Source organism: Cryptosporangium aurantiacum (assembly GCF_900143005.1).
Lineage (GTDB): Bacteria > Actinomycetota > Actinomycetes > Mycobacteriales > Cryptosporangiaceae > Cryptosporangium > Cryptosporangium aurantiacum.
Genome location: NZ_FRCS01000002.1, coordinates 831,495 through 843,618, shown reverse-complemented (window position 1 = coordinate 843,618; position 12,124 = coordinate 831,495). Strand labels below are relative to the sequence as shown.

Genomic DNA, 12,124 nt, shown 5'->3' with positions numbered 1-12,124 from the left:
CCTGCCACGTGGGCGCCTCGCGGCTCCGGCGTCGCCCGACGGGCAGCGCCGTTGCGGCGTTTCTGGGAAGCTTCACGCCGTTCGATCCGGGCCGAACAACACCGAACGGGAGCGGAGAGGCGGCCCACGTGGGCGCTCGGATTGACTACTACGACGACCCGGACGCGCCCGCCGCGACCACGCTCGTGCCCTCGGCGAACGTCGTCGTGGCCAACAGCGTCGGCGAGGTTCTGCTGATTCGTCGGACCGACAACGGCAACTGGGCCCTGCCGGGCGGCGCGATGGATCTGAGCGAGTCGCTGCCGGCGTGCGGTGTGCGCGAGACGCGCGAAGAGACTGGCATCGATTGTGAGATCACGGGGCTGGTGGGCATTTATACCGACCCGAAGCACGTGATCCTCTACCGCAGCAACGGAGAGGTGCGGCAGGAGTTCTCCGTCGTCTACACGGCAAGTTACCTGGGCGGCGAGGCCACCGTGAGCACGGAATCCCGCGACGTGCGGTGGATCGCCCCTGGCGCTCTCGGCTCGTTGCCGATGGACCGATCCATGCGCCTGCGCCTCGACCACTACCTCCAGCGGCGCCCGACGCCGTACCTCGGCTAGCGGCAAGAGCCTGGCCTGACCGTCGCCGCGTCGCCGGCCTGCTTGGATGACTCGCATGGGCGCGACCGAACCTCCCGGACGCTGGGCAGGCGCGGCGATCGCGCGGCTGACTGCCGAAGCCGCGGAGATCCCGCCCACCCCGCTGCGCAGCTTTCCCCTCCCCGCCGACTGGGGCGTCACGCTCTGGCTGAAGGACGAATCGGCGCTCCCGACCGCGAGCCTCAAGCATCGCGCGGCCCGCGCGATCTTCCGGCATGCGATCGCGTCCGGGCGTATCACCGAGGGGACGACCGTCGTCGAGGCGACCGGGGGCAACGCCGCGGTGAGCCAGGCCTACTTCGCCCAGTTGCTCGGCCTGCCGTACGTCGCGGTGATGCCGGGCACGCCGAGCCCGGCCAAGGCCAGAGCCGTCGAAATGTACGGCGGGCGCTGCGAGTTCGTCACCCCGCCGCTGGCGATTTACGACGCAGCCCAGCGGTTGGCCGACGCGGTCGGCGGCCACTACCTTGACCAGTTTTCTGCCGCCGAACGCGCGCTCGACTGGCGCGGGGACGACGTAGCCGGCGAGATCTTCGCCGAAGTCCATCAGGAACCGGAGTGGATAGTCGTGGGGGCAGGCACCGGCGCCACGTCCGCGTCGATCGGGCGGTACATCCGGTACTACGGCTCGGAGACTCGCCTGGCCCTCGTCGACCCCGAGAACTCGGCGTACTTCCCGGGCTGGGCGTCCGGCGCGGCCGACTATGCCACCGGCATGCCGTCGCGAATCGAAGGTATCGGCCGTCCCCGCATGGAGCCCGGCTTCGTCCCGGAGCTGATCGACCTGGTCATGCCGGTCCCGGACGCGGCAAGTATCGCCGCAGCCCGCGCCGTTCGCACCGCGACCGGCCTGGCCGTCGGTGGCTCGACCGGTGCGAATCTCTGGGGAGCACTGCACTTGGTAGCGGGCATGCGTGACCGCGGCGAGGAGGGCACGGTCGTCTCGCTGATCTGTGACGCCGCCGACCGGCACCTGAGCACTGTCCACGACGACGTGTGGGTGTTCGGGATCGGGCTAGACCCCGGTCCGTACGCCGGTGCGATCCAGACCTTCCTCGACGGCGGTTCCTGGAGCTGACCCCCGACGTCGGGCCGTCGCCAGCAGCGGCTCCGCCAGCACCACGGCCAGCGCCACCAGGGACATCAACCCGCCGGCCAGCACCGTGCTCCGCACCCCGAACGCCGGCAGCAGTACCCCGCCGACCAGCGCCCCCGCCGTGATGCCGACGTTGAACGCCGTGGAGGTCGCCGCCGAAGCCATGTCGATGCCGCGCGGCGCGAGGTGCAGGATCCGCGCGCCTAGGACGGCGGCCAGACCGGCGAGTGCCGCGCCGGCGAGCGCGATCGACACGATGGCCACGCCTTGAGCGTCCCCAGAGTAGTAATGAAGGGTGAGGGCGACCACCTGCAGCACCACCACCCCCACCATCGTCGCCCACGCATTACGGTCGACCAGCAGTCCGACCAGCACCACCCCCACGACCCCCGCGATGCCGCGCACGAACAGCAGCGGCCCGATGGCGTCGGACGCGAAGCCGTTCACATCGGTGAGGTACGTGCTGATGTAGGTGAAGGCCGAAAACGCTCCGGTGGCCGCGAGGGTCAGCGCCACCATTAGCGCCCAGAAACGACCGGCGTCGGGCGACGTCGCGCGGGCGGCCGACGCGGCACCGGTGGGCGCCGACGGCACCAGGGCCGCCACGCTCGCCAGCAGCACCAGGCTCAGCACGCTCGCGGCCAGGAACGCTGCCTGCCAACCTGCCTGCTGGCCCAGCCAGGTCCCGACCGGCACTCCCAACACCGCGGCAAGCGAACTGCCGCCGGAGAGCACGGCCATCGCCCGCCCCTGCATCCGCGCCGGGAACAGGGGGGCGGCGATCGGCGTCACGATCGACCAGAACAGCGCCTGGCTCAACGCGGTGAGCAGCCGCGCCGCGAGCAGCACCCAGTAGACCCCGGCCAGCGCCGATGCGAGCGTGGTCACGACCAAGATGACCAGCAGGCCGATCAGGACCGCCTTCCGCGGCCAGCGCCGGGTCAGCGCGGTCAGCGGGATCGACGCCGCGACCACCACCAGCCCGTACCCGGTGACCAGCATCCCGACCGCGGATGGCGATACCCCCAGGTCGTCCGCGATGAGTGGTAGCAACCCGATCGGCAGGGTTTCCACCGTCACATACGTGAACGTCGAGAGGGACAACGCGATCAGCGCACCGAGTGCCTTGGCCATGCTTCCGGTGTAACACCTTTTGGTGGTAGCGTAAACCTCATGGCGCCGAGTGATCTGCGTATTGTTGGCGGTCACCTCGCGCTCGATTTGGTGAACACCGTCGAGCCACGGGTGCCCGGTGCTACCGACTTCCGCGAGCATCTGCACACGCCGGAGGACCTGCTGGACTGGGGTCTGCGCGCCGGGTTGCTCGACGCGGGTGAGGCGGAGTCGGTCCGTGCGGCCTGGGCGGCGTCGCCGGCCGCCGGCGATCAGGCACTGCGCGCTACGCACGAGGTGCGTGAGGCGACGTACGGCGCCCTCCTCTCCGTGCTCGGCCATTCGGCGGACGCCGCTCCGCAGCTGGAAATCCTCTCGCTGCGGTGGGCAGCGGCAACAGCGCGCTCGGCCCTGGTGCCGGGCGGGCGGGGTCAGCCGGTACGCGTCGTGGTCGGCACGACCCCCGCAGCGCTGGTGCCCGACCGGTTGGTCACCGAGGCGATCAACCTGCTCCGGACCGTCGACGTCCGGCACCTCCGGGCGTGTCCGCTGGAGCAGGGCGGGTGCGGCTGGCTGTTCCTGGACCACAGCCGCAACGGCTCGCGACGGTGGTGCGCGATGGAGGACTGTGGCGCGCAGGCGAAGGCCCGGCGTCTGACGGAACGTCGCCGAGCGGCTCGCGCTACCACCTAAGCCGACGACGAAGGTAGCTACTCCTTCGCGCCGGTGAGCGCGAGCGTGGCGCCGAGGCCGATCATCATGACGCCGCCGGTCGCACCCAGGCGGGCCACCCGGTCCTTGGAACGCGCGAACCACCGCCGGGCGGTGGCCGCCGCCATCGCCCACAGGCTGTCGTGCACGAGGCCGATCGTCGTCACGATCAGGCCGAGGATCGCGAGTTGCAGCGGCATGTTGCCCGAGGACGGATCGGCGAACTGCGGCAGCACTGCGACGAAGAACACGATCGACTTCGGGTTCGTGATCCCGACGACGAAGCCCTGCCAGATGAGCCGCCGCGCCGACTGCGACTCGGACGGCTCGGCGTTGGTCATCGCGTGCCGGTGCCGGATCGCCTGGATGCCGAGGTACACGAGGTAGGCGGCGCCGGCGAGCTTGAGCAGTTGGAAGAGCAGAATCGACTTCGCGACGACGGCGCCGACGCCCAGCGACACCGCGACGACCTGGGGCACCATCCCGAGTGTGTTTCCGGCCACGCTCATCAGCCCACCGCGGCGCCCGAGCGAGAGCGACCGGCCGATCACGAACAGCACGCTCGGCCCGGGGATGGCGATGATGATCAGCGCGGTGAGCGTGAAGGCCACCAGGTGCGACAGGGGCAGCATCCGCCCACGCTATGTCAGGCCGGGCGGTCGCCTCTAGCGCCTTTACCGGCAGATGTCGTGACCGCGACAGGGGCCCGTCCGCAGGCGGCGCCGACCCTGCGCTATGCTTTCAACCCGTACGGCCAGCGCTCGTAGCTCAACGGATAGAGCACTTGACTACGGATCAAGAGGTTGGGGGTTCGAGTCCCTCCGAGCGCGCGTCTGGTTGAGACAGGTCAGAGGCCCCGCAGCCCTACTCCGGCGCGGGGCCTCTGTCTTGCCCGAGTGACTAAGCCGCTGCGTCCTGCTCGGTCGGGAAGATTCGGTCCATCGCTGTGGTGCCCTGTTCCGTTGTTAGCGGCCCAAGTGCGGAAGAAGATGCGTGCGATTGCGGAAAATTTCTCCTGCGATCGCGGAAAATATGACACCCTGTAGCGGTGGGTGGTGCACTTACCGGTCTCGCGCAGCGGCGCCTTGCTGACGTCCTCGGCGCCAGGCTGTCGGAGGAGCCGGCGATTGTGCTCAATGGCCCGCGAACGGTCGGTAAGAGCACGCTGCTGAGTGCGCTCGCGGAACGCTACGGTCGAACTGTCATCGATTGCGATGACCCTGCCACCCGGACCGCAGTGCGGAACGATCCGGGTCGATTCGTTGCCGGACCTGGGCCGATTCTGATCGACGAGTATCAGCACGTGCCCGAAGTTCTCGATGCGATCAAGGCCGAGCTCAACCGGGAGTTGAGCCCGGGGCGGTTCGTTCTTGCCGGGTCCACTAGGTACACGACGTTGCCGCAGGCCGGTCAGGCCCTGACCGGTCGTATCGACATCCTGGATGTCCTCCCGCTGGCTCAGATGGAGATCGATGGATCGTCCGGCGATCCCGTGGTACATCGACTTCTGGACGATGCGGAGCTGCCGGCCATCGCCGAACCGTCAGCGACCAGCCGGGAGGAGTACGCCCGGCGGGTCACCGCTGGCGGCATGCCGGTCGCGCTGCGGCGCCCTCCGGGACGGTCGCGGTCGCGATGGTTTGCCAACTACGTCGACCTCGTCATCGATCGTGACGTAGTGGAACTGAGCCGCGTGCGCCAGCGGGAGATGCTTCCAAGGCTGCTGAGCGTGCTAGCCGCCCGGTCGGGGCAGGTGCTCAACATCGCCGCCGCAGCTCAAGCCATCGGCATGGAGAAGACCAGCGCGGAGAACTATCTCCGCTTGCTCGAAGCGGTCTTCCTCGTCCAGCGGCTGCCCGCCTGGGGAACCACACTCGGTTCTCGCATCGCGCGGATGCCCAAGCTCCACCTGGTCGACGCGGGCGTCATGGCATGGCTTCTGGGGCTCACGCCGGAGAAGCTCGCAAGGAACGATCCAGCGGCGCTGACCGAATACGGGCATCTGGTGGAGACGTTCGCCGTTGAGGAGATCCTCAAGCAGGTCAGTTGGTGGGACGGGCCGGTGTCGGTCGGACACTTTCGTACCAACGCCGGTGACGAGGTCGATCTGATCCTCGAACGGGACGATGGCGGAGTCGTCGCGTTCGAAGTCAAGGCCGGTACCCGCATCGACGGTGCGGATCTCGCCGGGATCCGCGCCCTTCGTACGCGGATCGGCCGCAATCTGGTCGCGGCAGTCGTCCTGTACACAGGGCAGCTGGCTTACACGTTCGAAGACGGAACGATGGTCCTGCCGCTTGACGTTTTGTGGACGAGAACGCGGTAGCCCATCTCGAACCAGCAGCCGCAGCTGCTGCGGATCAAGAGGCTGGGGGTTCGAGTCCCTCCGAGCGCGCGTCTGGTTGAGACAGGTCACAGGCCCCGCAGCTCTACTCCGGCGCGGGGCCTTTGTTCTGTCCGGAATCGTCCAGGATTTCGTCCAAGATCCACGCGGCTTCCCGGTCGCCGCCAGCAGCCTTGTTCTGCAGATGCGTTCGCAGCTCCCCGAGCGGGTCGAGCACGAACGGGTCGGCGTCCAGCCACGGCTGCTCGTATCGGGAGAGATCGGTAGGAACAGCGGGCAGCGCAGGCAGGGGGCCGAGTCGGCCCTTGTCCGCCGCGATCTGCAGGGCATTGCCCAGGTCCTCGGTCACGAATCGCCCCATGGCGGCCTGCTCCGCCCCGGCGAGCCGGTCGTAGTCGGCCCGGTACTCGACCGCGAAGTACTTGCGGGTGCGGATGAAGGACTTCCCGCTCGCGTCGTAAAAGTTGAGGCCCACCTCGAGACGCTCGCGGTGGGCCGGCGCCCACCAGGCTCGCCAGTCTGGCGCTGCGCCGATCAGCTCTTCGAGCGCCTGGAGTGCGCAGTAGTACGGGACGGGATGCGTCTGACCGAGCGACATGTCGATGGCCGCGTTGGTCGAAAGCCAGCTAGGGGTGTAGGCGGTATCCACGCGACCCAGTCTGGCCTGATGCCGTGCTGAACCAGCTAGCAGCCAGCTCTGCCCGAGTGCCACGGGACGCTAGCTCGGCGGCGAGTTCCTCGAACAGCGGGCGGATGTCGTCAGCCGAAAGGGGGGGCCACTTCGTGGCGCTCCGAGGCATCGAGGAGATCTGCCAGGGATGTTCTCGCCCGCTGCAGTTCGGCGATCCGAGAGTCGAATGACACCAGTTGCTCCCGCAGCAGGTCCAGCACGCAGGCGTCGACCTCCGGACCGTCCCCGACGAAGCACGGCGTCAGGTCGCGGATCACTCGGGTCGGGAGTCCGGCGGCCAACAACGTCCGGATGCGCGTGACGGCAGCCGGCGCGTCGTCGTCGTACTGGCGGTGCCCGCCGCCGGAACGGGAAGCGACCAGCAGGCCTTGCTCCTCGTAATACCGCAGCAGGCGGATGCTCACGCCGGTCGCCGCAGCGAGCTCACCGATCTTCATGTGACCCACCTCATGGCAGCGACTCTTGAAGCTCACATCCGTGTGAGATCTTACCGTCGACCACATGATCACCCTGTACGGATTCCTCCGCCCGAAGCCCGACCGCGCCGACGACGTGCGGCAGATCCTCACCGCGCTGGTCGAACCGACTCGCCAGGAGGACGGCAACCTCGAGTACCACGTGCACGAACAGTCGGACGGGCGGTTCTTCCTCTACGAAGTCTGGCGCTCCGAAGAGGACCTCGAGCTGCACAACACCTACCCGCCGCTCCGCGAGTTCCTGGAGCACGTCTCCGACTACCTCGTCGAGCCGCCGGAGGCGTACCTGGACACGATGATCAGCCCTTGGCCCGATCGGCCCAGTCGGCAAGCGCTTCCGGTCCGGTGACGCGGTCCCATCCCACCGCGGCTGCTCCGTGCAGCGCACCGTCGTCGCCGTGCACGGAGTCCGACACCGGCGGCGGCGCGCTCCGCCGGAACGCCATCAGACCGTCCAGGTAGGCGGTTTCGAAGGCGTCGGGCGCGGCCGCGCGCAGCGGTACGGCCAGGCCACCGAGCGTGACGACGTCCGGATCGTGTGCGTTGACCAACCCTGCCACGCCCCGGGCCAGCGCGGTGACGACGGTGGATACGGCCGCCGAAGCGGCGGACGAGGAAGACGCCGAGCGCAGGACGCGGTGAGCGTAGGAGCGCGCGTCGACCGGAGATGGATCCCCGAGGTGCCGCGCCAGCGCCCGGCCGTCGACCATCAAGTCCCAGCAGCCGGTGGCGCCGCACGGGCAGCGGAGCGACGGATCACCCAGCGGCAGGTGCCCGTACTCGCCGGCCGAGCCGTGGGCGCCGGTGAGCGGTGTCCCGTCGGCGGTCAGCGTGCCGCCGACGCCGACCTCGACGGTCAGGTGCAGCGCGGTGCGGGCCCCGGCGGCGGCTCCGGTGCGGGCCTCGGCCACGCCGGCGAGCGTCGCGTCGTTGCCGACGGTCAGCGGTAGCTCGGTGAGGCCGGAGACGTCGACCGAACCCCAGCCCAGGGTGCTCGCCTGGACGAGCCGTCCGTCCCGGACGGTGGCCGCCACCGCCAGCGATACCCCCACGAGCCGGTCGGTGTGCGCCCGCCGCATGCTCTGCCGCAGGTCGGCGAGCACCCGGTCGGGTTCCGCGCCGTCGTGGCGCCCGACGTGCATCGTCCCGAGTCGGCCGTCCACCTCGACCAGACACCACCGCCAGTCCTCGTGCCGGATCTCGGCGGCCAGCACCAGCGGGCCGGCGGCAGACGGCCGGAGCACGGTGGTCGGGCGCCCGCGTCCGGTCGTGGGAGACGGCACTTCGTCCAGCAGCCGGGACGCACGTAGCCGGACCAGGATCTCCGTGGTCGAACCGCTGCTCAGGCCCAGGGCGCGGCCGACCTCGGCGCGCGTCGCGCCGGGGTGGCGGCGGACGTAGTCGACGATTTCGGCGGCGCCGCGCCACCGCCCCGCACTCGCGCGACTGGTTGACACTCCGCCCCCTGAAGCAAATAAGCTCGCTGGGCGAGGATATTAGAGGAGGCCGGAGATGGACATCGCGGCGGTCTTGTTGGACATGGACGGAACGCTCGTTGATTCGACCGCAGCTGTCGAGCGCGCGTGGACGACGTGGGCGCTCGAGTACGGCGTCGATCCGGCCGATGCCCTGGCCATCGCCCACGGCGCACCGGCCGACCGGACCGTCCGCCGGCTCCTGCCGGGACTGGACGACGAGGCCGTCGCGGTTTCGGCGGGCCGCCAGCTGGCGTTGCAGTACGACGACCTGTCCGACGTCGTCGCGATGCCCGGCGCCGCCGAGCTCATCGCGGTACTCGCGCGGCGTGGGCTGCCCTGGGCGGTGGTGACGAGTGCGGACGTGCGGTTGGCGAAACTACGGCTGGACGCCGCAGGCATCGCACCACCGCTACTCGTCACGGTCGAGGACGTCCGGGTCGGTAAGCCGGACCCCGAGTGCTACCTCCTCGCCGCAAAAACCCTCGGCGTTCCGCCCGAGAAATGCCTGGTGGTGGAGGACGCCGAACCGGGTCTGGTCGCCGGACGCGCGGCAGGCATGCAGGTGTTGGCGGTCGGTGGAGACCTGTCCCTCCATGACGTGGCCGAGGCGGCAGCATGACGATCCACGTTCCCGACGCCGAGCTCGAAGACCTCCGGCAACGAATACGGGCGACGCGCTGGCCGGAGCCCTCCCCGGCCCCCGGCTGGACCCAGGGCTTCCCGCTCGACCAGCTGCGGGAGCTGTGCGACTACTGGGCCGACGAGTACGACTGGCGAGCCACTGAGTCGCGGCTGAACGCGGTTCCGCAATTCCGCACCACCGTCAAGGGGCTGGAAATCCATTTCCTGCACGCCCGCTCGCCGCACGAACACGCGTTCCCGCTGATCCTCACCCACGGCTGGCCCGGATCCGTGCTCGAGTACCTGGACCTGATCGGACCGCTGACCGACCACGGGTTCGACGTCGTCCTGCCTTCGCTGCCCGGGTACGGCTTCAGCGGAAAACCGACCGAGCCGGGCTGGGGCGTCGAGCGAACCGCCGAAGCGTGGGCGCAGCTGATGCGCGAGTTGGGCTATGACCGGTACGGCGCGGCGGGCAGTGACTGGGGCACGAGCGTCTCCAGCGCACTCGGCGTGCTGGATCCCGAGCACGTCGCCGGGATCCACCTCGTCCCGCCGCTGGCCGGCCCCGATCCGGACCAACAACTCACCGACGCCGAGCGAGTGGCACTGGCCGAGTTGAGCCAGGTGGGATCGGCCTACTCGGAGGTCCACCGCACCGTTCCGCAAACGATCGGGTACGCGCTGGTGGACTCACCCGTCGGACTCTGCGCCTGGATGGCCGAGAAGCTGCGGAGCTGGGCCGACGTGGCCCTGACCCACGACCAGATCCTCGACCAGGTCACGCTCTACTGGCTGACGCGGAGCGCGGCCTCTTCCGCGCGCCTCTACGCGGAGAGCATCGCGGTCGTGGCCGATCGGATCAGCGGAGCGCGAGCCGACCAAGTGACGGTACCGACCGGCGCCTCGATCTTTCCGGCAGAGGTGCCGCGCCCGTCCCGTCGATGGGCACAACGTCGCTACCCGGACCTGCGCTACTGGGCCGAGCACGACCGGGGTGGACACTTCGCCGCGCTGGAGGTGCCCGACCTCCTGGTCGGTGACCTCCGCGCGTTCTTCAGCCAGGTGCGCTGACACACCCAGATATCCGCTGAGACGTTTCAGCCCATCAGGCGATCGATCAGCCGCGCCGGTTCGTACACCCGACGCCCCTGCTTGTCTCGAGCTCCGGTGCGCCGGTACGGCGTCTCACCGGAAGCGGTTTGGATCGGCAGCAGTTCGGGCGCCTCGTCTACCGGCAGGTCGACGACCCGCTCCCGGACGGGGCCTCCCCGGAGCACGACTGAAACCGGCATCGGGATACCTCCCACGAACCAAGGGGACGAGACGAACGTACATGTCAGTGAACGGGCTTAACGGAAGTGGGTCACTCCTGTCTCAAAAACATCACCTGTTGTTTGCCGCGGCCTTGAGCTGGCCGAACGCCTCGGCGAGCGCCGGAAGGTCGTAGTGCGCGTTGAGGCCGCTCGGGTTCGGGAGCACCCAGACCCGCGCCGGGCCGAACAGCGGATCATCCGGCTGCGGACCGATCCGCGCCTCCTTCCGCCCGAACGCCGCCCGGTACGCGGTCACGCCGACCACCGCGAGCCACTCCGGCCGCCACTGCCGCACGGTCCGGACCAGCCGCTCCCCGCCGGCCAGCAACTCGTCCGGCGCCAGCTCGTCGGCGCGGGCGGTCGCCCGGTTGACCAGGTTCGTGATCCCCAGCCCGAGCGCGAGCATCGCGTCGGACTCCGATGGGTCGAGCTGACGCGGCGTGAACCCGGAACGGTGCAGCGCCGGCCAGAACCGGTTGCCCGGCCGCGCGAAGTGATGACCGCTCCAGCCCGACCAGAGGCTCGGGTTGATCCCGCAGAACAGCACCCGCAGGCCCGGCCCGACCGTGTCCGGGATCGCCCGGTCGTACGCGGCCTGCAGGTCCGCCTTGGTCGGCCGCCGAGGGCGGCCGACCGGTGTCGGTACGGCAGGGGCGTCCGGTCCCGTCGAACCACGTTCCGGACGCGTGCCCGCAGCGGATCGTGCGTCGGGCCGCCGATCACCACGGCCACCAGGGCGATCGGCACTCACTTAGCGCGATAGTTGAGGTAGGTGGCGGCCATGTCGAGGTCGGCGTGACCGGCGGCAACGCCGGTGGCGAAGCGCTCCGCGACCGCCCGCGCGACCGGTAGGTCCAGCCCGTTCTCGGACGCCGCGTCGACGATCAGCCGGGTGTCCTTGGCCGCGCCCTCCATCGTGAACGACGGTGCGTAGTTGTCGGCGAGCATCGCACCGCCCTTGAGGTGGACGTACGGCGCGTCCAGGGCGCCACCTTCCACCGCGCGGAAGAACAGCTGGGGGTCGAGCCCCAGGCTGCCCGCGAGCGCCAGCGCCTCGGCCACCCCGGTCGTGACGACGCCCACCCAGAGGTTCGCGACGAGCTTCAGCCGCGAGGCGTTCCCGGCGGGGCCGACCCAGAGCGTCTTGGAGCCGATCGCGTCGAACACCGGGGCGCAGCGGTCCTGCACGTCGTCCGGGCCGGACGCGAGCACCACGAGCGTCCCGTCCTCGGCCGGCTTGCGGGTGCCGAGCACGGGCGCGTCGACGTAGACCAGGCCGCGTGCGGCGGCCAGTTCGGCCAGGCGGGCGGTGCCGTCGACGCCGACGGTCGCCGACTGAATCCAGATCATGCCCGCGGAGGGGTTCGCGGCCTCGATCGCGGCGACCACGGAGTCCGCGTCGAATTGCATCGTCACCACGATCTCGGCGCCGTCCACGGCGGACGCGGCGGTCTCGGCCACGACCGCTCCGACGTCGGCGAGTGGCTCGGCCTTGGCTCTGGTCCGGTTCCAGACCCGTAGCGGCAGGCCTGCTGCCGCGATGTTCCGGGCCATCCCGGCGCCCATCACCCCAGTACCGAGCAATGCAACAGTTCCCATACCGCCACGCTAGCCCGCCCGAACGCGCCCGCCGG

Annotated in this window: 15 protein-coding genes and 1 tRNA gene; 8 read left to right on the top strand and 8 right to left on the bottom strand. The window is 69.8% G+C overall.

What is annotated here, in order from left to right; translation table 11 throughout:
- Positions 1 to 128 precede the first annotated feature (128 nt).
- Both BUB75_RS10690 and BUB75_RS10685 read left to right on the top strand, forming a co-directional pair.
- Positions 129 to 605 carry an NUDIX domain-containing protein gene (locus BUB75_RS10690; RefSeq protein WP_073254993.1) on the top strand — a complete coding sequence of 159 codons (477 nt, stop codon included), beginning with the start codon at positions 129 to 131 and terminating at the stop codon, positions 603 to 605.
- Positions 606 to 660: 55 nt separating this feature from the next.
- Positions 661 to 1,722 carry a PLP-dependent cysteine synthase family protein gene (locus BUB75_RS10685; protein WP_073254990.1) on the top strand — a complete coding sequence of 354 codons (1,062 nt, stop codon included), beginning with the start codon at positions 661 to 663 and terminating at the stop codon, positions 1,720 to 1,722.
- Here the strand turns inward: BUB75_RS10685 and BUB75_RS10680 are convergent.
- Entirely contained in the window at positions 1,660 to 2,874 is a 1,215-nt protein-coding gene (locus tag BUB75_RS10680) for an MFS transporter (protein ID WP_073254987.1), read from the bottom strand. The two genes, BUB75_RS10685 and BUB75_RS10680, sit on opposite strands and share 63 nt — an antisense overlap.
- A gap of 39 nt (positions 2,875 to 2,913) precedes the next feature.
- Between BUB75_RS10680 and BUB75_RS10675 the strand changes: the two genes are divergently transcribed.
- Complete coding sequence (locus BUB75_RS10675; protein ID WP_084740707.1) at positions 2,914 to 3,546, top strand: CGNR zinc finger domain-containing protein; 633 nt, start codon at positions 2,914 to 2,916, stop codon at positions 3,544 to 3,546.
- 17 nt (positions 3,547 to 3,563) lie between these two features.
- On the opposite strand, the gene BUB75_RS10670 is transcribed toward BUB75_RS10675, so the two are convergent.
- Complete coding sequence (locus BUB75_RS10670; protein ID WP_073254981.1) at positions 3,564 to 4,196, bottom strand: LysE family translocator; 633 nt, start codon at positions 4,194 to 4,196, stop codon at positions 3,564 to 3,566.
- A 125-nt stretch (positions 4,197 to 4,321) separates the two neighbouring features.
- Here BUB75_RS10670 and BUB75_RS10665 point away from each other — a divergent pair.
- Both BUB75_RS10665 and BUB75_RS10660 read left to right on the top strand, forming a co-directional pair.
- Positions 4,322 to 4,394, top strand: a tRNA-Arg gene (locus BUB75_RS10665).
- 218 nt (positions 4,395 to 4,612) lie between these two features.
- Positions 4,613 to 5,890 (top strand): ATP-binding protein, encoded by a 1,278-nt coding sequence (locus BUB75_RS10660; RefSeq protein WP_073254979.1) that lies wholly within the window; start codon positions 4,613 to 4,615, stop codon positions 5,888 to 5,890.
- Positions 5,891 to 5,993: 103 nt separating this feature from the next.
- Here the strand turns inward: BUB75_RS10660 and BUB75_RS10655 are convergent, their stop codons facing one another.
- On the bottom strand, positions 5,994 to 6,557 hold the full coding sequence (locus BUB75_RS10655) for a hypothetical protein (RefSeq protein WP_143175126.1): 564 nt from the start codon (positions 6,555 to 6,557) through the stop codon (positions 5,994 to 5,996).
- Positions 6,558 to 6,667: 110 nt separating this feature from the next.
- A complete protein-coding gene (locus BUB75_RS10650; RefSeq protein ID WP_073254973.1) occupies positions 6,668 to 7,036 on the bottom strand; it encodes a MerR family transcriptional regulator in 369 nt (122 codons plus the stop codon).
- A gap of 64 nt (positions 7,037 to 7,100) precedes the next feature.
- Here BUB75_RS10650 and BUB75_RS10645 point away from each other — a divergent pair, with 64 nt between their 5' ends.
- Entirely contained in the window at positions 7,101 to 7,424 is a 324-nt protein-coding gene (locus BUB75_RS10645; RefSeq protein WP_073254970.1) for a putative quinol monooxygenase, read from the top strand.
- Here the strand turns inward: BUB75_RS10645 and BUB75_RS10640 are convergent.
- Positions 7,375 to 8,532, bottom strand: a complete 1,158-nt coding sequence (locus BUB75_RS10640; protein WP_073254967.1) for an ROK family transcriptional regulator — start codon at positions 8,530 to 8,532, stop codon at positions 7,375 to 7,377. The two genes, BUB75_RS10645 and BUB75_RS10640, sit on opposite strands and share 50 nt — an antisense overlap.
- A 55-nt stretch (positions 8,533 to 8,587) precedes the next feature.
- Between BUB75_RS10640 and BUB75_RS10635 the strand changes: the two genes are divergently transcribed.
- The gene (locus BUB75_RS10635) at positions 8,588 to 9,172 is read left to right on the top strand and encodes an HAD-IA family hydrolase (protein ID WP_073254963.1); all 585 of its coding nucleotides are present in this window, start codon (positions 8,588 to 8,590) and stop codon (positions 9,170 to 9,172) included.
- Positions 9,169 to 10,248 carry an epoxide hydrolase family protein gene (locus BUB75_RS10630; RefSeq protein ID WP_073254960.1) on the top strand — a complete coding sequence of 360 codons (1,080 nt, stop codon included), beginning with the start codon at positions 9,169 to 9,171 and terminating at the stop codon, positions 10,246 to 10,248. The genes BUB75_RS10635 and BUB75_RS10630 overlap by 4 nt, the downstream gene beginning before the upstream one ends.
- A gap of 26 nt (positions 10,249 to 10,274) precedes the next feature.
- Here the strand turns inward: BUB75_RS10630 and BUB75_RS10625 are convergent, their stop codons facing one another.
- The 3 genes from BUB75_RS10625 to BUB75_RS10615 form a co-directional block, all read right to left on the bottom strand.
- Positions 10,275 to 10,469: a hypothetical protein gene (locus tag BUB75_RS10625; protein ID WP_143175125.1), complete on the bottom strand. Its 195-nt coding sequence runs from the start codon at positions 10,467 to 10,469 to the stop codon at positions 10,275 to 10,277.
- A 91-nt stretch (positions 10,470 to 10,560) separates the two neighbouring features.
- The gene (gene mug / locus BUB75_RS10620; RefSeq protein ID WP_084740705.1) at positions 10,561 to 11,241 is read right to left on the bottom strand and encodes a G/U mismatch-specific DNA glycosylase; all 681 of its coding nucleotides are present in this window, start codon (positions 11,239 to 11,241) and stop codon (positions 10,561 to 10,563) included.
- Positions 11,238 to 12,089, bottom strand: a complete 852-nt coding sequence (locus BUB75_RS10615) for an NAD(P)-dependent oxidoreductase (protein WP_073254954.1) — start codon at positions 12,087 to 12,089, stop codon at positions 11,238 to 11,240. Before BUB75_RS10615 ends, mug begins: the two co-directional genes overlap by 4 nt.
- Positions 12,090 to 12,124: the final 35 nt, after the last annotated feature.

Coding starts and splice junctions, on each gene's coding strand:
- BUB75_RS10675 (WP_084740707.1), top strand. CDS start 2,914: ATGGCGCCGAGTGATCTGCGTATTGTTGGCGGTCACCTCGCGCTCGAT.
- BUB75_RS10635 (WP_073254963.1), top strand. CDS start 8,588: ATGGACATCGCGGCGGTCTTGTTGGACATGGACGGAACGCTCGTTGAT.
- BUB75_RS10670 (WP_073254981.1), bottom strand. CDS start 4,196: ATGCTGCCCCTGTCGCACCTGGTGGCCTTCACGCTCACCGCGCTGATC.
- BUB75_RS10625 (WP_143175125.1), bottom strand. CDS start 10,469: ATGCCGGTTTCAGTCGTGCTCCGGGGAGGCCCCGTCCGGGAGCGGGTC.
- BUB75_RS10650 (WP_073254973.1), bottom strand. CDS start 7,036: ATGAAGATCGGTGAGCTCGCTGCGGCGACCGGCGTGAGCATCCGCCTG.
- BUB75_RS10685 (WP_073254990.1), top strand. CDS start 661: ATGGGCGCGACCGAACCTCCCGGACGCTGGGCAGGCGCGGCGATCGCG.
- BUB75_RS10630 (WP_073254960.1), top strand. CDS start 9,169: ATGACGATCCACGTTCCCGACGCCGAGCTCGAAGACCTCCGGCAACGA.
- BUB75_RS10645 (WP_073254970.1), top strand. CDS start 7,101: ATGATCACCCTGTACGGATTCCTCCGCCCGAAGCCCGACCGCGCCGAC.
- BUB75_RS10615 (WP_073254954.1), bottom strand. CDS start 12,089: ATGGGAACTGTTGCATTGCTCGGTACTGGGGTGATGGGCGCCGGGATG.
- BUB75_RS10680 (WP_073254987.1), bottom strand. CDS start 2,874: ATGGCCAAGGCACTCGGTGCGCTGATCGCGTTGTCCCTCTCGACGTTC.